Source organism: Roseomonas fluvialis (assembly GCF_022846615.1).
Classification (GTDB): Bacteria; Pseudomonadota; Alphaproteobacteria; order Acetobacterales; family Acetobacteraceae; genus Neoroseomonas; species Neoroseomonas fluvialis.
On the sequence record NZ_AP025637.1, the window covers coordinates 4,889,597 to 4,909,620 of the forward strand.

The following is a 20,024-nucleotide window of genomic DNA, read 5'->3' on the forward strand; positions in this document are numbered from 1 at the left end:
GCCATGAGTCCCGAGGGCAGCCTCATCGTGCCGCCGGCCGCGCGCCGGATGCTGCCGCCCTCGCGCCTGCGCCGCATCCTGCGCGGTGCGGCGGTGCCTGCCGTGCTGTTCGTGGCGGCGCTGCTGCTGCGCGCCTTCTCCTTCGCCCCGGCGGTGATCGACACCGACGAGGGGCTGTACATGCTGCAGGCCCGCGAATGGCTGGCCGGCAACTGGCCGCTGGTCGGCGTGTGGGACATGCATCCGGTCGGCGCACCGGCGCTCTTCGCCGCCATCATGTTCGTGCTGGGCGACGACATCTGGGTGCCGCGCCTGCTCGGGCTGCTGGGCACCTGGGCCACGGCCTGGGGGCTCTATGCCATCGTGCGCTTCGCCACCGCGCCGCCGGCGCTGGGGCTGGCGGCGGGGCTGCTGTACCTGGCGCATGCGACGCTGCTGGGCGGCCTCGCGACCAATACCGAGGTGCTGTTCACGCCGCTCACCACCTGGTCGATGGCGCTCGGCCTGCGCGGCGCGCGGCGCGCCATCGAGAACAACGAGGCGCCGCCCTTCGCCAAGGTGGTGGCGATGGGGCTGATGGTCGGCTTCGCGCTGGCGATCAAGCCGGTGACCTTCTTCGAGGGCTCGCTCGCCTGGCTGCTGCTTGTCGGGCCGGCCTTCTTGCGCGGTCTGCTGCCCTGGCCGCGCGTGGTGCTCTACGCCGTGGCCTATGCGCTGCTGTGCGCGACGCCGACGCTGGCCTTCGCCGCGGCCTATGCCCTGCGGGGCAACTTCGATGCCTTCCTGGTGGGGTCCTTCCTGGCACCGATGCGCTACGCAGGCGCACGGGTCGGGCTGCTCGATGCCGGGCGGTTCACGCTGATCGCGGCGATGATCCTGCTCTGGGCCTTCGTGCTGCTGGTGCCAGCGCTGTGGCGGCCGCGCGTGCGGCGCGGGCCGGTCGCGCTGCTGCGACGCTTCTGCGTGGTGTGGTTCGCCGCCGCCACCTGCGCGGTGGTGATGCCGGGGATGTACTTCCAGCACTACTTCCTGATCTGGCTGCCGCCGCTGTCCCTGCTGGCCGCGCTGGGCGCGCGCCGGCTCGCCCGCGCCGCGCGCCCGGGCCTGGTGGTGGCGTCCTTCGCGCTGATCGTGGGCGGCGTCGCGGTGGATGCCTGGCGGTCGTCCACCGTGCCGCGGCTGTATGGCGCCATCGGCCTGACCGGCCCCGACCCGGTGCGCGAGGTGGCCGACGCGCTGCGGCGCGAGATCGAACCCGGCGACGCGGTCTGGGTGGTGAACTACCATCCCGCGCTCTATGTCCTGGCCGAGGCCGGGCTTGCGACGCGCTACGCCTTTCCGGCGCAGCTGGTGGGCCCCTACTGGAGCGTCACCGGCATCGACCCGAACGAGGAAGTGGCGCGCATCCTGTCGACCACCCCGCGCGCCATCGTGATCGACCGCGGCTGGTGGCCCAACGTGCGCCCGCGCATCGCCGCCATGATCGAGGAAGCCCTGGCCGAGAACTACGACCTGGCCGCCGTGGTCTGGGAGGAACGCGGCCCGGTCGAGGTGTGGCGGCTGCGCTGATCCGCGCGCCCGCGGTCGGGCACCGGCCCTTCCAGGGAACGCCCCTCAGCGCACCGCGGTATTGGGCGGATGATCCGCCGAGGCCTCGCCTAGCGAGAGCATCAGCCGGTTCGCCCAATTGAAGAAGGCCGCGGCCTGGATGACGTCGCTGATCGCCAGGTCGTCCATGCCCGTCGCGCGCAGGCGCTGCACATGCTCCGGCCCGAATCGCATCGGGATGGCGGTGAGCGCGACCGAGGCCTCGACGATCGCGTTCCAGCGCTCGCCGAGGTCGGCGCCAACACCTTCGGCCAGCATCCGATCGACATCGGCCTCGCGCTTCGCATAGGTCGCGGCGAAGCGCGCATGCACCGAGGCGCAGTAGATGCAGCCGTTGAAGCGCGACACCGCCACGGCGGCGAGCTCCCGGTCGGCGCGCGGCGCACCCGCCTCGGGATTGTAGAAGATGTCCTTGTCGGTGCGCGTGCGGTGCTCGAGCGCATCCGGGTCGCGCGCGAGCAGGCGAAAATACGCCGACTTCGACCGTGCCGCATCGACCAGGGCCGCGATGTGGCGTGGCGTGAGCTGGGCTTCGTCCAGCGGCGCCACGAAGGGCACCCAGCCGATCTGCGCGCGGGTGAAGGCGTTGGGCGTGGCGGACATAGGGCGGATCCTCAGGGTGTCGCGGCCAGCACGGCCAGGCCGGCGACGACGCGGATCTGGAAGGCCAGGAAGGAGACCAGCTGCGACAGCGTCACGATACCGTCCTCGGACCAGCCGGCGGCGCGCAGTGGCGCGAAGCGCTCGGCCGCCGCATCGCGCGGGTGGAACACCAGGTAATGCGCATGGGTGAAGCCAGACACGAGCTTCGGGCCGATCGCGGCGGCCACGTCCGGCGACAGCGCAAAGGCCGGCGCCGGCGTGTCTTCCACGCTCAGCGGGCCGGGCGGATAGGCGCCGCGCGGACCCTCGGCGGCGGTCTGCACGATGGCGGCCGACACTGCGCGGGCCAGCGCGTCATCGACGTGGGCGCGCAGCGCGGCGGCGTAATGAAGCGCGGTCGGCGCCGCGCCGTGCAGCCCCGCGACATAGGCCGCGATGGCGAGGCGTTCGGCAATCGAGACATCCCCCGGCGATGCAGGGGCGAGCAGCGCGTCGTGGCTCAGCTGCGCATGGATGCGCGCCACGCGGCGCCCGTCGCGCAGCGCATCCATGCGCGACCCGGGCGCGATGCCGGCCAGGCTGTCGATCACGTCCATCGATGCTGAATCCCCTGTCATGGCGGTACCCCGCGTCAGGCGGCGCGCGCGGGCTCGGCGGCGGCGCGGCGCCAGCCGAATTCGGGCGCAACCTGCTGCGCCACCAGTTCGATCGACCGCAGTACGTAGGCATGTGGCGGTTCGACCGAATGCACCTGCACCGCCAGGTCCGTCGCACGGTCCAGGATGCGGTCGGTCCGCAGCGAGGCGACCACCTCCTCCGGCGTACCGAGGTGCACGTCCTGGCGGCGGATGATCTCCGCCGTGCTGCGCGGCGCGTCGGGCGCGCGGCCCAACGAGACCAGCCGGCGATGGAAGCGCTGCAGGCCCGCCTCCGCGAAGCGCATCGCATGCTCGTGCCGGTCGGCGGCGAAGACCGACCGCGAGGCAAGGATGCGCGGCGCGACACCGTCGGGCAGTGCGCCGAGATAGGCGTCCACCATCGGGTCCTGGATGTCGGCGAGCTTCGCATCCGGCGCCTCGGCCGGGCGCGGCTGGGTGCGCGACAGCAGCAGCCCCATCCCCAGCCGCCCCGCGATCCGCGCACCCTCCACCGAGAAGGTCGCGTACCACAGCCGCGCGGCGAGTTCGGGACAGGCCGGATGGACCCGGTCGCCGCCCTCGAGCGGCTGCCCGCGCAGCGCACCCACCAGCGCCTGCAGCTTGTCCGCGAAGACCGCGCGGCGGTCGGCATCGGTCAGGCCGAAGGCGGCGAAGGCCTGCGGATTGCCGCCCGAGCCCACGCCCAGTTCGAGCCGCCCGCCAGACAGGATATCGAGAACTGCGGCATCCTCCGCGACGCGGATCGGCAGTTCCATGGGCAGGGTGACGATGCCGGTGCCCAGGCGGATGCGGCTGGTCAGCGCGGCGGCCTGCGCCAGCAGCACGAAGGGTGCGGGCATGCCGCCCTCATCTGCGTGGAAATGGTGCTGCGCCACCCAGGTGCTGTCGAAGCCCTGGGTCTCGGCATGGCGGATCTGTGCCAGCGCGCAGCGGTAGCGCTCCGCCACACCGCCCTCGTCCAGCACCCGCGTGAAGAAACCGAGCCGCATGACACCGCCTGTCCCGTGGCGCCGCGCCATGCGGCGGCCGCGGCGCAGAATGCACCGACCCGGCCGCCCCGGCCAGACGCGGTGCGGGGCACAGGCCGGCGCCGATACCGGCGGGTCGGAAAGCGCGCTAGGCTGGCGCATCGCAGGGCGGGGACGGACATGGCGCTGAAACGCATGGTGCTCGAGATCGGGATGGGCACCGACATACGCGGCACGGACTATACCAAGGCCGCGGTGCGCGCACTGCGCGACGCGCTGTGGCACAATTCCCTGACCATCGGTGCCGCGGTGAACCAGCCGGTCGATGCCATGCAGGTCGAGGTACTGATCGGCGTGCCGAAGCCCGACCAGGTGGACCACGCCCAGGTGCTCGCGATCCTGCCGCACGGCAGCGGTAGCGTGACCGTGGTGGAAGGCGGGCTCGAGATCCCGAACGACGAGGGCACCGCGACCACCGTCATCGCGAATTGCTGCGCCATCGTGCGCCTCGATCTCTGACGGGAGCGCGGGACATGGCGCTGAAGCGCATCATCCTCGAGATGGGCACGGGCAACGACCTGCATGGCGGCGACTACACCAAGGCCGCGCTGCGCGCGGTGCAGGACGCGCTGCACCATTCCTCGCTGGCGTTCATCCCCACGCTCGGCCTCGATATCCGCGCCATGCAGGTGGAGGTCACGATCGGCGTGCAGCGCCCCGACCTGGTGGACATCGAAGCGGTGCGCCGGTCGCTGCCCTATGGCGTGATCACGGCGCGGGCGGTGAAGGGCGGGCTCGACGTGCCGGCGGAAGGCGCGCACGACCTCGCGGTGATCGCCGCCGCAGCGATCGCGGTGCGCTTCGACCTGCCCTGACGTGTCGTGCCAACGGCACGAGGCTCCGACTCGTGCCGAGCGCCCGAATGGGCGTCACGCCAGAGGCGTGCATGCGCACGACGCCGGCGGTCCGGCGAAAGCCAAGGAAACCGGAGGTTTCCGCGCCCGGCATCTGCGGGTCGGAAAAAGCTGATGCCAGCGATCGATGACATCGGCCGTTGGTATCAGGCGGCCGCCGGCGCCTTGCGCAGCCGCTCCCACACCGTGCCGTCGCGGCTGTAGAAGTCCTCGCGGAACTGCATCGTGCCCTCGGGGTCCACGAAGGCGGTGTGGTAGGTGATGAACACCGGCACCGGCGCCGGCAGCCGCGCGCGGGTGGTTCGGCCGGTGGCGATCCTGCGGTCGATCTCCTCCGGCGGCTGGCGCAGCAACAGGGATGCAAGTTCGCGCGGGTTCTGCACGCGGATGCAGCCACGGCTCATGCGGCGGTTGCTGCGGCTGAACAGGAAGCGGTCCGGCGTGTCGTGCAGGTACACGTCGAAGCGGTTGGGCATGTCGAACAGCAGGAAGCCGAGGCCGGCCTCGGGCCCGGCCGATTGCTCGATCTCCCCGTTCGCGCGCATCACCATGTTGTTGCGCGCGAGGTAGTCGGGTTCGCGTTCCAGGCGCGGCAGGATCTCGGCGGCGACGATGTCGCGCGGGATCACCCAGGGCGGGTTGAAGAAGCTCGCCTCGATGCTGGTGTGGAATTCCGGGGTCTGGTTGCGCTCGGCATTGTCGCCGACCACGACCGCGGTGGTGAACACCGCCTGGTCGTCGCGGAACATCACCAGACGCTGGTCCGGCACGTTGACCCAGACACGGTCGGGCGGCAGGCGCCGCGGCAGCCAGCGCTCGCGCTCGAGGTTCGCGGCGATGCTGCGCTGGCGCTGGCGCTGCTGCGCGGCCGCCGCCAGGGCTGCGCGCCCGCGCAGGCTGCGCGGCCCACCGCCGCGCGGATTGGGCAGCCCGCCGCCGCGCAGGCCCAGGCGCAGCGCCAGGTAGTTCAGGGTCGAAGGCGCCAGGCCATCGATCACGGAGACCGGGTCGGGGCTGTCGATCGCCTCGTCGAGCACGGCGGCGACATCCACCTCGCCGGGCGCCAGCGCCTCGAAGCTGGTGCGCCGGTCCACCGGAACCGCGCCATGCGCCAGCGCCCCGGCATAGGCGAGGAAGGCGTCGGTGAGCAGCACCTCGCGCTCCAGCGGCGGCAATTCGTCCTGGCGGCGCAGCAGGCTGGCGCGGAACGATTCGGGGTCGAGCCCATGGTCGCCTGCGCGCAGCACCGTCGCGACCAGGTCCTCGGCCTGGGGGCTGCGCGAAGCCCAGACCGGCATGTAGCGGCGGCGCGCGTAGAAGCGGCGCAGCGCCTCGGCATCCACCGGGTCGCCGCCCAGCCCCAGGTCGGGCGTGCCCTCGAGCAGGCGGCCGAGTTGCGTGTTGTCCTTGCGCCCGACCACCGCCGGCATGGGCGGCGGGGTGGTCGCGCAGGCGCCCAGCCCCCCCGCGGCCAGGATTCCCGCAGCACCACGCAGGATCAACCGGCGCGTGGCCGTTCCCGGGCCTTGCCCTCTCGTCGCGTCCGGGCCGGGTGTACCCGTGACATCCGCGCTCGACACCAACCGTGCTCCTCGTTTTTCGTACAATCCGCGAAATGGGATATTTGACTTCGCGCCGAGAATTGCCATTCAATCTCGGCGTGTCCACGCGCCATTTCGACGAAGGAGATACAGATGACTGCCGTATTCCGTAAGGTGGCCCTGCTGGCCCTGCTGGCCCCGGTGCTGTTCGTGGCCGCCTGCGCCTCGCCGCCCCCGCCGCCGCCGCCGGTGCAGGCCGCCCCGCCGCCGGCCCCGGTTCCGCCGGCCCGCGGCTGAAGACGGCAGGGCGCGGCGGGTTTCCCTGCCGCGCCCATCCGCCGGCGACGGCGCAAGCGAACCGCCGGCCCGTGCGCGTCGCCCCTGCGGGCAGGACCTTATCGGCAGCGCGTAGCTGTTGTCCTGCGCGACCTTGCCCCGCACCGGACCAGGTTGGGGCCACCCAAGCCACATTTGAAACTGCACCCGATCGACCTCGCGGCAAACGCCACCTGTGGCGCGTGGCCCGGTCGAGTTCGCCTGGCACCCCGCATAAGCGGCCTGGCGTGCTGACCATGCCGGTCGGGCAGTCCGCGCGTCGCCCTCGGTTGCGTCCGGCGGTAAAGCGGACCACATAGGTCGGGAATGCAACGCCAGCCGCGGGACCCCGCCATGTTCATCGAGACCGAAGCCACCCCGAACCCCGCCACGCTGAAGTTCCTGCCCGGGCGCGACGTACTGGGCGAGCGCGGCACCGCGGACTTCACCGCAGCGGCCGAGGCCACCGGGCGCTCCGCCTTGGCCGAGCGCGTGTTCCAGGTCGGCGACGTGGCGCGCGTTTTCCTCGGCTCCGACTTCGTGACCGTGACCAAGGCGGACGACGCCGATTGGGCCATGCTGCGCCCGCGCGTGCTCGGCGCCATCATGGAGCACTACCTGTCCGGCATGCCCGTGCTGGAAGGCACGGCCGAGGGCGAGCACGGCGAGGATTTCGACGCCGCAGACCAGGAAGTAGTGGCGCAGATCAAGGAACTGCTGGACACCCGCGTGCGCCCCGCGGTGGCCGGCGATGGCGGCGACATCACCTTCCACGGCTTCCGCGACGGGATCGTGAAGCTGCGCATGCAGGGGGCGTGTTCCGGCTGCCCGTCCTCGCGCGCCACGCTGAAGCACGGGGTCGAGAACATGCTGCGCCACTACGTGCCGGAAGTGGTGGCGGTGGAGCAGGTCGAGGCCTGAGAGACCTTGTGGGAATGCGCCGTTCGGCGCGTTCTTGCGCTCCGACACCAGTCGGCTCCCCGACCCGGGCACCCATCCAGGTTACTGTCGTTGGGGGGAAGGGGTCGGGAACGGGCGGGTGGCGGCATTGTCAAACGGCATTTGACCGCGCGTGCCGGCGGCATGCCGTTCGCATCATTCGCGGCGATGATCGCCACCATTGCGCGGCGGGCATGGCCCACCGCCGCGGCGGCGACATATCTGTCGCAACCACCCCACCCTGACCCAGGATACCGCCATGGACGCGACCACCGCCCCCGAGACGATCGACGACCGCGCGCTCGACCAGCTGTTCCGCACCGCGCGCACGCAGAACAAGTGGACCGACCGCCCGGTGCCCGACGCCAAGCTGCGTGAGGTCTACGACCTGCTGAAGATGGCGCCGACCAGCGCCAATGCGTCGCCCGCGCGCTTCGTCTTCATCCGCACGCCCGAGGGCAAGGCGAAGCTGAAGCCTGCCCTGTCGGCCGGCAACATGGAAAAGACCATGACCGCCCCGGTCACGGTGATCGTCGCGCATGACCTGAACTTCTACGACCACCTGCCGAAGCTGTTCCCGCATGCGCCGGACGCCAAGAACTGGTTCACCGGCAGCTATTCCTTCGCCGAGCAGACCGCCTTCCGCAACGGCTCGCTGCAGGGCGCCTACCTCATCATGGCGGCGCGCGCCGTCGGGCTCGATGCCGGCCCGATGAGCGGCTTCGACGCCGCCAAGGTGGACGAGGCGTTCTTCGCCGGCACGCAGTGGCGCACCAACTTCCTGGTGAACCTGGGCTATGGCGATCCGTCCGGCCTGTTCCCGCGCAGCCCGCGCCTGGACTTCGAGGAAGCCGCCCGCTTCGAATAACTCCCGAGGCCCGCGCGGCGCGTGCCGGTGGCCCTGGATGTCGGCCGCCGGCATGACGCGCCCCGAAGCGTTTCACGACCTGATGCGCGCCGCGCTTGACTTGCGCGGCGCGCAACCGATTCATGGGGGCGTAGGCACAGGCAGGACAGGTGCGCCCCATGCAGCGGCTTTCCTTCCCCACACTGGCGGTCCTGGCGCTCGCATGGGCGCCGGGCAGTCTCCAGGCGCAGAAGTCGACCGACAGCCGGCCGGCGGTGATGCCCTTCGGTGCGCTCGGCGGCGATGGTCAGGCGGCGATCGGCGCCGGCCTGCGTCTGTTCCCTGCACCCGATGCGGCCGCCCAGCCCCGGCCGATACCGCAACCCGTGCCGCAGCCGGCCGCGGCAGCCACCGTCGCGCCCGTCGTCAAGCCGGGCCTTGGCGAGGCACCCCAGCCCGTGGCCGGCGGCCTCGGCAAGCCGGCGCCGCTGCCCCCCGCGGGCCAGCCGGCACGCCCCGCGCGCAGCGCGACCAGTTTCGCCACCGACCCCACCGTGACCGCACGCGTGCGCGACCAGGTGCTCGCCGCCGCCCTGCCGTCCAGTCCGAACCCCGCCGGCCTGCGGCAGGCGGTGCAGTCCGGCGCGCCCTGGGTCGAGTTCGACCGGCTGCTGGTGCAGCACGGCTACGACCCGCGCGACCTGTCCGACGTGGTCGCCGCCTTCTACCTGATCGCGTGGGAGGTCTCGACCGGTGGCGACGCGACGGCGCAGCCGGCCGGCATCGCCGCGGTGCGCGGCCAGGCGCGGCAGATGCTGGCGGGCATGCCCAATGTCGCGCGCATGACCGACGCCGAGCGCCAAGCGACCGCCGAGACCCTGGCCTTCCACGCCATGGCGGTGGTGGCACGCCACCAGGACCTGCGCGCGGCTGGCCCGGCCGCGCTTGCCGCCTATCGCAACGAGGTCGCGCAATCGGTGGCGCAGCAGCAGGGGATCGACCTGCGGCGCTTCTCCCTGACCCCGGCGGGCTTCCAGCCGCGCTGAGGCGGCGCGGCCCACGAAGCACGTTGCGCGACCTGCCGGAATCGGCACCAGCCCGCTTCCCACCCGGCGACCCAGCCAGGACTCTATCGTCGCGCGAAGTGTGCGCCGGTGACGCGATGGCGGCTGGGTGGCAGTCGTCCGCTGTGGTCCGATAGGAAAACGCGCTAGCCGGACGCGTGCCGGCGGTATGCCAGCACCGCAGCGGCCAGGTCCTCGCCGGCCCAGCCGACCGACTTGAACACCGTGATCTCGTCAGCGTCCCGCCGGCCGGGATGGGTGCCGCGGCACAGTTCGGCCAGGTCGGCGACGAGATGGGTCGGGCTGATCGCGCCTTCGGCGATGGCCTGCACGATGTCGCCGGCCTCGGCCAGGGCCCCGGCGCGGGTGTCCACCACCACCGTCGCGCGGGCCAGTAGTGCACCGTCGCTCTCGCGCATGTCGGGGCGATACGCACCGACCAGGTCGACATGCGTGCCGGGCGCGACCGCCGCCCCGCGCACCAGCGGCGTGGCGGACAGCGTCGCGGCGGAGACGATGTCGGCCGCGCCCGGGTCGGGCCGGTCGGTGGCGCGGGCGGGCAGGCCGCGTGCGGCCAGCTCCTTGGCCAGGTGCGCGGCGTGGCGGGCGGTCGGCGACCAGATGGCGATGTCGGTGATCGGGAAGCGCGCGGCGTAGCCCTCGGCCAGGGCGCGCGCCACCTTGCCGCTGCCCAGCAGCAGCAGCCGCGCGCTGTCCGGCCGCGCCAGGTGGCGCGCCGCGAGCAGGCTGGCGGCCGCGGTGCGCCGATCGGTCAGTTCGCCGCCATCCATCAGCGCCATCGGCGCGCCGGTGATCGCGTCGCTCAGCAGGTAGGCGGCATGCACCGCCGGTTCCCCCCGCGCCGCATTGCCCGGCGCGACATGCACAATCTTGACGCCGGTATGCCCGCCGGCGCGCCAGGCCGGCATCAGCAGCAGCGTCGTCTCCGACCCGTCGGCGCCTGGCATGGCGTGGCGGTGGCGCAGCGGGGCCTCGCAGCCCTCGCGGAACATCGCAGCCAGCGCGTCGATCAGCGCCTCCCACGGCAGGGCGGCACGAAGGGCGGCTTGGTCGAGATGCAGCATCTGGTTCCCCGGGGCGGCGGCCGGGCAGGTTTGCCTTTCCGGCCCGTGGTTTGCTAGGCCCCTCCCCCCGGGACGGATCGCGGCCCGGGGGTCTGGCGGAATGCGTTGATTGCGGCCTTGCCGTGGCGCAGCATGCCCACCAGGCGATCACAGACGCCCGGCCGCCGGGGCCAGGGTGCCCAAGGGAGACCTGCAAGTGACTGCAACGACACGGTTCAATTTCCTGCGCCTGGCGGGCGCGGCGGCACTGACCGCCGCGCTGTCCGGCCCGGCGCTGGCGCAGCAGCCTGCCGCGCCGTCCGGCGCCACGATCGACGCCATCCGTGCCCGCGGCACGCTGATCTGCGGCGTGAACACGGGCCTCGCGGGCTTCGCGCAGCCGGACAGCCAGGGCGTGTGGCGCGGCTTCGACGCCGACTACTGCCGCGCCGTCGCGATCGCGCTGTTCAACGACGCCAACCGCGTGCGCTTCGTGCCCACCACCGCGCAGAACCGCTTCACGGCGCTGCAGTCGGGCGAGGTGGACATGCTGTCGCGCAACACGACCTGGACGCTGTCGCGCGACACCTCGCTCGGCTTCGACTTCACCGGCATCAACTTCTATGACGGCCAGGGCTTCATGGTGAAGCGGTCGCTGGGCGTGAATGCGGCGCGCGACCTGAATGGTGCGACCATCTGCGTGCAGCCCGGCACCACGACGGAACAGAACCTGACCGACTGGGCGCGCGCCAACCGCGTGCAGTTCCAGCCCGTGGTGATCGAGCGGCTCGAGGAAGTGGTCGCGGCCTATGTCGCGGGCCGCTGCGATGCGTACACGACGGACGTGTCGGGCCTGGCCGCCACCCGTTCGGCGCAGCCGCGCCCGGCCGACCACGTCATCCTGCCCGACGTGATCAGCAAGGAGCCGCTGGGCCCGCTGGTGCGCCACGGCGACCAGCGCTTCGCGGACCTGGTGCGCTGGGTGCATTTCGGGCTGATCGGCGCCGAGGAATTCGGCATCACCGCCGCCAACGTCGAGGAAGCCACCCGCACCGATGCCCGCCCGGAAGTCCAGCGCATGCTGGGCCGCAACGGCGATCTCGGGCAGATGCTCGGCGTCGACAATGCCTGGATGGCGCGGATCATCCGCGGCCTTGGCAACTACGGCGAGATCTACGCGCGCAACCTGGAGCCGATCGGCATCCCGCGTGGCCGCAATGCGCTGTGGACCACCGCCGGCGGCCTGCAATACGCGCCGCCGTTCCGCTGAGATGACGACCCGCGGGGCGGGGGGCGCAGGCCCTCCGCCCCGCGGCGCCTTCCCCGCCGCACGCGGCGGGCAACGACGACAGGTGAGGCAAGCAAGAGATGTCCGACGCGACCGTCGATCCGCGATTCCGGCGCAAGCCGCCGAAACGGCCCCTGCGGCTGTCCTGGTCCGACGAGCGCGTGCGCGGCATCGTGTATCAGGTGCTGGTGGTGGCGCTGATCGGATCGGTGATCTACTGGCTGTGGTCCAACACCGTCCATAACCTCGAGGTGCGGCGGATCGCGACCGGCTTCGGCTTCCTCAACCGCGAGGCCGGGCTGCCGATCGCCGAGCACCTGATCCCCTATGACCCGACCGACACCTACCTGCGCGCGCTGACGGTCGGCGTGCTGAACACGCTGAAAGTGGCGGTGGTGGGCATCGTGCTCGCGACCATCCTCGGCACCATCATCGGCGTGGCGCGTCTGTCGAAGAACTTCCTGGTGTCGAAGATCGCGGCCTTCTACGTCGAGGTGATCCGCGACCTGCCGCTGCTGCTGCAGCTGCTGTTCTGGTACACCGTCATGCAGGGCCTTCCCGGGCCGCGCCAGGCGCTGAACCCGGTCGAGGGCGTGTTCCTGTCGAACCGCGGACTGAAGCTGCCCTGGATCGTCTGGGAACCGGCCCATACCGCGGCACTGCTGGCCTGCGTGGTGGGCATCGTGCTGACGTGGCTCTATGCGCGCCAGGCGCGGGCGAAGCAGTACGCCGACGGCCAGCCGCGCAAGGTATGGCCAGCCGCCGTCGCACTGGTGATCGGCCTGCCGGTGCTGACCTGGCAGGTGATGGGCGCGCCCTGGCAGGGCGACTGGCCGGCGCTGCGCGGCTTCAACTTCCAGGGCGGCGTCAATGTCAGCCCGGAATTCGCCGCACTGCTGATCGGCCTCGTCACCTATACCGCCGGCTTCATCGCCGAGGTGGTGCGCGCGGGCATCCTGTCGGTCAGCCACGGGCAGTGGGAGGCGGCGCAGGCGCTGGGCTTGCGGCACGGTTCGGTGCTGCGGCTGATCGTGATGCCGCAGGCGCTGCGCGTCATCATCCCGCCGCTGACCTCGAACTACCTGAACCTGACGAAGAACTCGTCCCTGGCGGTGGCGATCGGCTACCAGGACATCGTGTCCATCGCCAACACCACGCTGAACCAGACCGGCCAGGCGATCGAGGGCATTGCCATCATCATGCTGGTCTACCTGACCATCAGCCTGTCGATCAGCCTGTTCATGAACTGGTACAACGCGCGTATCGCGCTGGTGGAGCGCTGAAGCCATGAGCGACATCACCGCCAATACCCCCGCCATCCCGGAGCAGCGCGCACGCAGCGCGCCGCTCACGGCGGTCGGGCCGATCGCCTGGATGCGCGCCAACCTGTTCTCGGGCTGGCTGTCCACCGCGGTCACGCTGGTCTGCGGCTACCTCATCATCCGCGCGGTGATGGGCTTCGTGGACTGGGCCTTCATCAACGCGATCTGGTCGGTGCCGATCGGCCCGAACGGCATCGCGCAGACCCAGGCCTGTCGGGACCTGCACGGCACCGGCGCCTGCTGGGCGGTGGTGACCGAAAAGCACCGCTTCATGCTGTTCGGCACCTACCCCTACGAACAGCACTGGCGCCCCGCGCTGGTCTGCATCCTGTTCGTGGCGCTGTACATCGTCTCGGCGATGCGTCGCTTCTGGAACTGGACGCTGATCCCGATCTGGATCGGCACGCTTACGGCCATCGGCGTGCTGATGTGGGGCGGCGTGCTGGGCCTGCCCTACGTGCCGCAGGAACGCTGGGGCGGGCTGCCGATCACGCTCATCCTCGCGACCTTCGGGCTCGCCTTCGCCTTCCCGCTGTCGATCCTGGTGGCGCTCGGGCGGCGGTCGAACCTGCCGGCCATCAAGGTGCTGTGCGTCGTATACGTCGAACTGATCCGCGGCGTGCCGCTGATCAGCCTGCTGTTCATGGCGTCCGTCATGTTCCCGCTGTTCCTTCCGGAAGGGATGAACATCGACAAGCTGCTGCGCGCGCAGATCGCCATCATCCTGTTCGCCGGCGCCTACCTGGCGGAAGTGGTGCGCGCGGGCCTGCAATCCCTGCCCAAGGGCCAGTACGAGGCGGCCGACGCGATGGGCCTGTCCTATTGGCAGAAGACCACGTTCATCATCCTGCCGCAGGCGCTGCGCACGGTGATCCCGCCGCTGGTGAACACCTTCATCGGCTTCTTCAAGGACACCTCGCTGGTGCTGATCATCGGCATCTTCGACCTGCTGACCGCGGGCAAGACCGCGATCGTCGAACCCGCATGGCAGGGCTTCGGCGTCGAGGTCTATGTCTTCGTCGGCCTGATCTACCTGGTGTTCTGCTTCGCGATGTCGAAGTACAGCGCGGGGCTCGAGGCCGACCTCAACAAGCACCGACGCAGGTGATGTCTGATCGGCGCCGGCCCGCTCCCCCACCTGGCCACCCAACGACTTTATCCTGAATGGGTGGCCGGGTGGGGAGCGGGCCGGTGCCGCCAACGCAAACGCCGCATCAACGACCTGGGACACGAAAAACACATGAGCGCAGCCATCGAGACGGAAGGCCAGATCGCCTCCGCTGCCCGCACCGACGCCCCTCCGGCGATCGTGCTCGATAAGGTCAACAAGTGGTTCGGCGCGCTGCACGTTCTGCGCGACGTGAACCTGCAGGTGGCACTGGGCGAGCGCGTCGTGGTCTGCGGCCCGTCGGGTTCGGGCAAGTCCACCATGATCCGCTGCATCAACCGGCTGGAGACGCACCAGGAAGGGCGCATCGTGGTCGACGGCATCGAGCTGTCGGATGACCTGCGCGCGCTGGACGCGATCCGCCGCGAGGTCGGCATGGTGTTCCAGTCCTTCAACCTGTTCCCGCACCTCACCATCCTCGAGAACTGCACCCTCGCGCCGATCTGGGTCCGCAAGATGCCCAAGAAGCAGGCCGAGGAACTGGCGATGGAATACCTGACCCGGGTGCGCATCCCCGAGCAGGCGGCGAAGTACCCGGGCCAGCTTTCGGGCGGCCAGCAGCAGCGCGTGGCGATCGCCCGCGCGCTGTGCATGAAGCCCAAGATCATGCTGTTCGACGAACCGACCAGCGCGCTCGACCCCGAGATGATCAAGGAGGTGCTCGACACCATGGTCATGCTGGCCGACACCGGGATGACAATGATCGTGGTGACGCACGAAATGGGCTTCGCCCGCCAGGTCGCCGACCGCGTGGTGTTCATGGACCGCGGCGAGGTTGTCGAGATCGGCACCCCCGACCAGGTCTTCAACGACCCCAAGACCGACCGGCTCAAGATGTTCCTCAGCCAGATCCTGCGGGGGCACTGAGGGCCCGGGCACCAGCCCCGCGGCCGTCGTGGCGGCCATGCGCGCGGGACATCGGGGCGGGATTGCGGCAGGTCCGACTCCGGGCCTATGCCTTCCCGCCATGACGCACCGCAGCGAGGCCCCGTGAGCACGCCCCACGGCAAGTCCCAGGCCCTGACGCCCGCCTTGCTGCTGGGCGTGCTGGGCGTTGTCTATGGCGACATCGGCACCTCGCCGCTCTATGCGCTGCGGGCCGCGCTCGGCCACTTCACCGATGGCGGGCTCGAGCGCTGGGAAGTGCTCGGTATCCTCAGCCTCATCATCTGGGCGCTGATCCTCACCGTCACGGTCAAGTACGTCGTGTTCATCCTGCGGGCCGACAACCGCGGTGAAGGCGGCATCCTGGCCCTCATGGCGCTGGCGCGGGACGGCCTGGCGTCGGAACGCTGGCGCTGGGTGGTGGCCGTGATCGGCATCATCGGCGCCTGCCTGTTCTTCGGCGACGGCATCATCACGCCCGCCATCTCGGTGCTGTCGGCCGTCGAGGGCCTGAAGGTCGTCTCGCCGCATTTCGAGGAGGCGGTGGTCCCGATCTCTCTCGCGATCCTGCTCGCGCTGTTCCTGGTACAATACCGGGGCACGGGGCTGATGGGCGCGGTGTTCGGGCCGATCTGCGCGGCTTGGTTCGCCGTGCTCGCCGTGCTCGGCGCGGTCGAGATCGTGCACAACCCGTCGGTGCTGCTGGCACTCTCGCCGCATTACGCGGTGCAGTTCTGCCTCAACTACCAGCTCGCCGCTTTCGTCGCCTTCGGCGCGGTCGTGCTGGCGGTGACGGGGGCCGAGGCGCTGTATGCCGACATGGGCCATTTCGGCAAGCGGCCGATCCGCTGGGCCTGGCTGTGGCTCGTGCTACCGGCGCTGGCGCTCAACTACCTTGGCCAGGGCGCGCTGGTGCTGCGCGACCCGGCGGCGATCGAGAACCCGTTCTTCCTGATCGCGCCGGAATGGTTCCGCCTGCCGCTGGTGTTGCTCGCGACCGCGGCGACGATCATCGCCAGCCAGGCGATGATCTCGGGTGCGTATACCATCGCGCGGCAATGCGTGCAGCTTGGCTTCATCCCGCGCCTTCAGGTCAGCCACACCAGCGAGACCGAGGAAGGCCAGATCTACATGCCGCAGATCAATATCCTGCTGCTGGTCGGGGTCGTGATCCTGGTGCTCGAGTTCCGCAATTCCGACAGCCTGGCCGCGGCCTATGGCATCGCGGTGACGGGCACCTTCGTGTGCACCTCCATCCTCGCGATCATCGTGTTCCGCCGGCATTTCGGCTGGGGCTGGGCGCTTTCGGCCGCGGTCTTCGCACCGCTGCTGCTGCTCGACCTGGTGTTCTTCGCGGCCAACGTGCTCAAGATCCCGCAGGGCGGCTACGTGCCGCTGGTGCTGGGTGGCTTCCTGTTCGCCCTGATGACGACCTGGCACCGCGGGCGGGAATTGCTGTTCGCGCGCTTCCGCCAGGACGGGCTGCCGCTCAAGTCCTTCATCGCCCGGCTGCCGCAGTCGCGCACGGTGCGCGTGCCCGGCACGGCGGTGTTCATGACCAGCCAGGCCGATTTCCTGCCCGGCGCGCTGCTGCACAACCTCAAGCACAACAAGGTGCTGCACGAACGCGTTCTGTTCGTGACCGTCACCAACGAATCCATCCCCGTGGTCGACCCCGACCGCCGCCGCGTGGTCGAGCAGCTCGCGCCCGACATCCATCGCATCGGGCTGCATTACGGCTTCCAGGAAAGCCCCAACATCCCCAAGGAGCTCGAGGCGCTGCGCGAGGTCGGCATCCCGTTCGAACCCATGCAGACCTCCTATTTCCTGGGGCGCGAGACGGTGGTCGCCGCCGCCGTGCCAAAGATGTCGCGCTGGCGGCAGTGGCTGTTCACGGTAATGTCGCGCAACGCCGTGCCCGCTACGGAGTTCTTCCGCATACCCTCCGACCGCGTGGTCGAGCTGGGTGTGAGGGTCGCGATCTGATGACGCTGCTGCGCATGACGCTGGCATTGGCGACGGGCCCGGGCTTCCCTGAAGGCAGCCCGGAGCATCGCTACGAGATCGACCTCGCGCTCGATGCCGCGGGCCGGCCGGATGCGGAGGCCTGGGCGGCCGATCCCGAGCCCTGGCGGGCCCGGCGCATCGCCCCGGGCGCCGAGGCGCTGCCGGGCGACGTCCAGTACGAACCGGACCACGGATGGTCGATCCGCTTCTTCGGCGCCGCGGCGGACGGGCCTGACGCGCCCGAGACGCAGTTCGATACCGGCAGCGAACCCGTGCGCCCCGGCGAATACGTCACGGTCGTGGAACCCAACGGCGCCGCCTTCAGCTATCGCGTCGTGGCCGTCGGCTGAAACACGAAGGGCGCCGGCCTGTTCGGCGCGGCGCCCTGCGGTGGGGTGGTGGAGCCAAGGGGAGTCGAACCCCTGACCTCTTGAATGCCATTCAAGCGCTCTCCCAACTGAGCTATGGCCCCCCGGGAAGAGGCGCGGGGTATAACCCTGACATCGCACCCCTGCAAGGGGGGCCGGAACCCCTTCCGATGCGGCGCGCAGACCGCTAGGGAGAAGCCCTTCAGAACGCTTTCCGGGGGTCCCGCATGGGCAAGGTCTATCCTGACGCGACAGCCGCACTCGCCGGCGTGCTGCGCGACGGCATGGTGATCCATTCCGGCGGCTTCGGCCTATGCGGCATCCCGGCCCTGCTGATCGAGGCGATCCGCGAATCGGGAGTGAAGGACCTCACGGTGGTGTCGAACAATGCCGGCATCGACGATGCCGGGCTCGGCCTGCTGCTCAAGACGCGCCAGATCCGGAAGATGGTGTCGTCCTACGTGGGCGAGAACGCGGAATTCGCGCGGCAGTTCCTGGCCGGCGAGCTCGAGATCGAATTCAATCCGCAGGGCACGCTGGCCGAGCGCATCCGCGCCGGCGGCGCCGGCATCCCGGCCTTCTTCACCAAGACCGGCGTCGGCACCGATGTCGCGAAGGGCAAGGAGACGCGCGAGTTCGACGGCGAGACCTACGTGATGGAACGCGGCATCTTCGCCGACCTCGCGATCGTGCACGCCTACATGGCGGATACCGAGGGGAACCTCGTGTATCGAAAGACCGCGCGGAACTTCAACCCGATGATGGCGACCGCGGCGAAGGTCACGGTCGCGCAGGTCGAGCACCTGGTGCAGGCCGGGCAAATCGACCCCGACCACATCCACACGCCCGGCATCTTCATCAAGCGCATGGTCGTCTGCCCGCAGGGCTACGAGAAGCGCATCGAACAGCGCACCGTCCGCAAGCGCCCCGCCGCGGCCGCGGCCGGCGCCGAATCCCAGGCCTGAGGAGAACGCCACCATGCCCTGGACCCGCGACGAGATGGCGGCCCGCGCCGCCCGCGAACTGCAGGACGGCTTCTACGTGAACCTCGGCATCGGCATCCCGACGCTGGTGGCCAACCACGTCCCCGCCGGCATCAACGTGCAGCTGCAGAGCGAGAACGGCATGCTCGGCCTCGGCCCCTTCCCGCATGAGGGCGAGGAGGATGCCGACCTGATCAACGCCGGCAAGCAGACCATCACGCAGCTGCCGACCAGCAGCTACTTCGACAGCGCGCAGTCCTTCGGGATGATCCGCGGCGGGCATATCGACCTGTCGATCCTGGGCGCGCTGCAGGTGGCGGCGAATGGCGACCTCGCGAATTGGATGATCCCCGGCAAGATGGTGAAGGGGATGGGCGGGGCGATGGACCTGGTGGCCGGCGTGAAGCGCGTGATCGTGCTGATGGAACACACCGCCGGCGGCAAGCCGAAGCTGCTGCCCGAATGCACCCTGCCGCTGACCGGTGCGCGCGTGGTCGACATGGTGATCAGCGACCTCGGCGTGTTCGAGGTGGCGCGAAAGGGCCCGACGCGCCTGGTGCTGACCGAACTGGCCCCCGGTGTGTCGCTGGAGGAAATGCGCGAGAAGACCGGCGCGGCCTTCGAGGTGGCGGCCAAGGCGGCGGCGTAACGCAACGCCCGATCAGGTCGACCGACATGATCGGGTGAAGATGGGCACGAACACAGCTCCTGCCGTGGGCGAAGGCGAACGGGAACGACCCCGGCGCCCTACGCCACCCGCCCCCGCAGAAAGACACTCAGGCCGAACAGCCGGTTGAAGGGAAAGACCGGCAGTTCGGCCGCGCAGGCGGCATCCAGCACGCGGTTCGCCAGCACACCGTGTCGACGCATCTCACAGCGCGGCGGCGGGTCCTGGCCAGTGGCGCCGCGCCGCAGCGCACCGGGCAGCCGCAGCACCGCCGCTAGCGGAAACACCGCGGCGAAACCGTAGCAGGCGCGGTCGACGACCAGCCCCGCCGCGCGCGCCGTCGCCTCCAGGCGCGCCACGGTGTAGCGGCGCCGATGGCCGAGATACACGTCGTGCCCGCTCCAGAGCCACTCGAAGGCGGGCACCGTGAGCAGCACCGTCGCCCCGCGCGGTGCCATCCGCACGTAGCCGCCGAGTAGACCCACGTCGTCGTCGACATGCTCGAGCACATCCATCAGCAGCAGCAGATCGGCGTCGGTGGACGTCACCGCGCGGCGGAACAGCAGGGGCTTGCCGTCCACGGCCTCATCGCGGTCGGCCGGGTAGTTCGGATCGACGCAGGTGGCGCGCCCGGCCCCGCCGCGCGTCAGCAATTCCCGCGCGAAGAAGCCTGACCCTGCGCCGATATCGAGCACCGATCGCGGCGCCGTCCCGTGCAGCAGCCGCAGCATCGCGCGGGACTTGCTGCGGTAGTACCAGTGCTCCCCGATCGCATCGCCGAGAATGTCCTGTTCGAGCAGATCCAACGTCGTTC

At 70.4% G+C, this 20,024-nt stretch carries 21 protein-coding genes and 1 tRNA gene; 15 read left to right on the plus strand and 7 right to left on the minus strand.

The features are described 5' to 3' along the window. Positions 1-3: 3 nt before the first annotated feature. Positions 4-1,569, plus strand: coding sequence for a hypothetical protein (locus tag MWM08_RS23405; RefSeq protein ID WP_244408924.1), 1,566 nt, complete (start codon positions 4-6; stop codon positions 1,567-1,569). A 45-nt stretch (positions 1,570-1,614) separates the two neighbouring features. Here the strand turns inward: MWM08_RS23405 and MWM08_RS23410 are convergent, their stop codons facing one another. From MWM08_RS23410 to MWM08_RS23420, 3 genes are read right to left on the minus strand one after another with little or no spacing between them, the layout of a single operon-like run. After that, the gene (locus MWM08_RS23410) at positions 1,615-2,211 is read right to left on the minus strand and encodes an alkylhydroperoxidase domain protein (protein WP_244408925.1); all 597 of its coding nucleotides are present in this window, start codon (positions 2,209-2,211) and stop codon (positions 1,615-1,617) included. An 11-nt stretch (positions 2,212-2,222) separates the two neighbouring features. Beyond that, positions 2,223-2,828 carry a CMD domain protein gene (locus MWM08_RS23415; protein WP_244408926.1) on the minus strand — a complete coding sequence of 202 codons (606 nt, stop codon included), beginning with the start codon at positions 2,826-2,828 and terminating at the stop codon, positions 2,223-2,225. Between the two features lie 14 nt (positions 2,829-2,842). Further along, on the minus strand, positions 2,843-3,859 hold the full coding sequence (locus MWM08_RS23420) for a putative FMN-dependent luciferase-like monooxygenase (RefSeq protein WP_244408927.1): 1,017 nt from the start codon (positions 3,857-3,859) through the stop codon (positions 2,843-2,845). 159 nt (positions 3,860-4,018) lie between these two features. Here MWM08_RS23420 and MWM08_RS23425 point away from each other — a divergent pair, with 159 nt between their 5' ends. Continuing rightward, on the plus strand, positions 4,019-4,357 hold the full coding sequence (locus MWM08_RS23425) for a Lin0512 family protein (protein ID WP_244408928.1): 339 nt from the start codon (positions 4,019-4,021) through the stop codon (positions 4,355-4,357). 14 nt (positions 4,358-4,371) lie between these two features. After that, entirely contained in the window at positions 4,372-4,713 is a 342-nt protein-coding gene (locus tag MWM08_RS23430) for a Lin0512 family protein (RefSeq protein ID WP_244408929.1), read from the plus strand. A 185-nt stretch (positions 4,714-4,898) separates the two neighbouring features. Here the strand turns inward: MWM08_RS23430 and MWM08_RS23435 are convergent, their stop codons facing one another. Continuing rightward, positions 4,899-6,182: a L,D-transpeptidase scaffold domain-containing protein gene (locus tag MWM08_RS23435; protein ID WP_244408930.1), complete on the minus strand. Its 1,284-nt coding sequence runs from the start codon at positions 6,180-6,182 to the stop codon at positions 4,899-4,901. A gap of 264 nt (positions 6,183-6,446) precedes the next feature. Between MWM08_RS23435 and MWM08_RS23440 the strand changes: the two genes are divergently transcribed. The 4 genes from MWM08_RS23440 to MWM08_RS23455 all read left to right on the plus strand — a co-directional run bounded on the left by MWM08_RS23440 (position 6,447) and on the right by MWM08_RS23455 (position 9,440). Then, complete coding sequence (locus tag MWM08_RS23440; protein ID WP_244408931.1) at positions 6,447-6,590, plus strand: hypothetical protein; 144 nt, start codon at positions 6,447-6,449, stop codon at positions 6,588-6,590. A gap of 372 nt (positions 6,591-6,962) precedes the next feature. Then, positions 6,963-7,529 carry a NifU family protein gene (locus MWM08_RS23445; RefSeq protein WP_244408932.1) on the plus strand — a complete coding sequence of 189 codons (567 nt, stop codon included), beginning with the start codon at positions 6,963-6,965 and terminating at the stop codon, positions 7,527-7,529. Positions 7,530-7,806: 277 nt separating this feature from the next. Then, positions 7,807-8,415 (plus strand): malonic semialdehyde reductase, encoded by a 609-nt coding sequence (locus tag MWM08_RS23450; RefSeq protein WP_244408933.1) that lies wholly within the window; start codon positions 7,807-7,809, stop codon positions 8,413-8,415. Between the two features lie 158 nt (positions 8,416-8,573). Further along, positions 8,574-9,440 carry a DUF6683 family protein gene (locus tag MWM08_RS23455; protein ID WP_244408934.1) on the plus strand — a complete coding sequence of 289 codons (867 nt, stop codon included), beginning with the start codon at positions 8,574-8,576 and terminating at the stop codon, positions 9,438-9,440. A 164-nt stretch (positions 9,441-9,604) separates the two neighbouring features. Here MWM08_RS23455 and lhpI read toward each other — a convergent pair whose 3' ends face one another. Further along, the gene (gene lhpI, locus MWM08_RS23460; protein ID WP_244408935.1) at positions 9,605-10,543 is read right to left on the minus strand and encodes a bifunctional Delta(1)-pyrroline-2-carboxylate/Delta(1)-piperideine-2-carboxylate reductase; all 939 of its coding nucleotides are present in this window, start codon (positions 10,541-10,543) and stop codon (positions 9,605-9,607) included. Positions 10,544-10,739: 196 nt separating this feature from the next. Here lhpI and MWM08_RS23465 point away from each other — a divergent pair, with 196 nt between their 5' ends. The 6 genes from MWM08_RS23465 (at position 10,740) to MWM08_RS23490 (ending at position 17,542) form a co-directional block, all read left to right on the plus strand. Continuing rightward, the gene (locus MWM08_RS23465; protein ID WP_244408936.1) at positions 10,740-11,792 is read left to right on the plus strand and encodes an amino acid ABC transporter substrate-binding protein; all 1,053 of its coding nucleotides are present in this window, start codon (positions 10,740-10,742) and stop codon (positions 11,790-11,792) included. 98 nt (positions 11,793-11,890) lie between these two features. Next, positions 11,891-13,093 carry an amino acid ABC transporter permease gene (locus MWM08_RS23470; protein WP_244408937.1) on the plus strand — a complete coding sequence of 401 codons (1,203 nt, stop codon included), beginning with the start codon at positions 11,891-11,893 and terminating at the stop codon, positions 13,091-13,093. 4 nt (positions 13,094-13,097) lie between these two features. Continuing rightward, on the plus strand, positions 13,098-14,240 hold the full coding sequence (locus MWM08_RS23475; RefSeq protein ID WP_244408938.1) for an amino acid ABC transporter permease: 1,143 nt from the start codon (positions 13,098-13,100) through the stop codon (positions 14,238-14,240). 132 nt (positions 14,241-14,372) lie between these two features. After that, the gene (locus tag MWM08_RS23480) at positions 14,373-15,167 is read left to right on the plus strand and encodes an amino acid ABC transporter ATP-binding protein (protein ID WP_244408939.1); all 795 of its coding nucleotides are present in this window, start codon (positions 14,373-14,375) and stop codon (positions 15,165-15,167) included. Between the two features lie 87 nt (positions 15,168-15,254). Then, positions 15,255-17,171 carry a potassium transporter Kup gene (locus tag MWM08_RS23485; RefSeq protein ID WP_423815994.1) on the plus strand — a complete coding sequence of 639 codons (1,917 nt, stop codon included), beginning with the start codon at positions 15,255-15,257 and terminating at the stop codon, positions 17,169-17,171. Next, entirely contained in the window at positions 17,171-17,542 is a 372-nt protein-coding gene (locus tag MWM08_RS23490) for a hypothetical protein (protein ID WP_244408941.1), read from the plus strand. The genes MWM08_RS23485 and MWM08_RS23490 overlap by 1 nt, the downstream gene beginning before the upstream one ends. Before the next feature lie 46 nt (positions 17,543-17,588). On the opposite strand, the gene MWM08_RS23495 is transcribed toward MWM08_RS23490, so the two are convergent. Beyond that, positions 17,589-17,664: transfer RNA gene (locus MWM08_RS23495), tRNA-Ala, on the minus strand. A 123-nt stretch (positions 17,665-17,787) separates the two neighbouring features. Between MWM08_RS23495 and MWM08_RS23500 the strand changes: the two genes are divergently transcribed. Together MWM08_RS23500 and MWM08_RS23505 are read left to right on the plus strand one after the other, a co-directional pair. Continuing rightward, complete coding sequence (locus tag MWM08_RS23500) at positions 17,788-18,525, plus strand: CoA transferase subunit A (protein ID WP_244408942.1); 738 nt, start codon at positions 17,788-17,790, stop codon at positions 18,523-18,525. 13 nt (positions 18,526-18,538) lie between these two features. After that, positions 18,539-19,192 carry a CoA transferase subunit B gene (locus MWM08_RS23505; RefSeq protein WP_244408943.1) on the plus strand — a complete coding sequence of 218 codons (654 nt, stop codon included), beginning with the start codon at positions 18,539-18,541 and terminating at the stop codon, positions 19,190-19,192. Positions 19,193-19,290: 98 nt separating this feature from the next. Here MWM08_RS23505 and MWM08_RS23510 read toward each other — a convergent pair whose 3' ends face one another. Further along, on the minus strand, positions 19,291-20,016 hold the full coding sequence (locus MWM08_RS23510; RefSeq protein ID WP_244408944.1) for a class I SAM-dependent methyltransferase: 726 nt from the start codon (positions 20,014-20,016) through the stop codon (positions 19,291-19,293). Positions 20,017-20,024 lie beyond the last annotated feature (8 nt).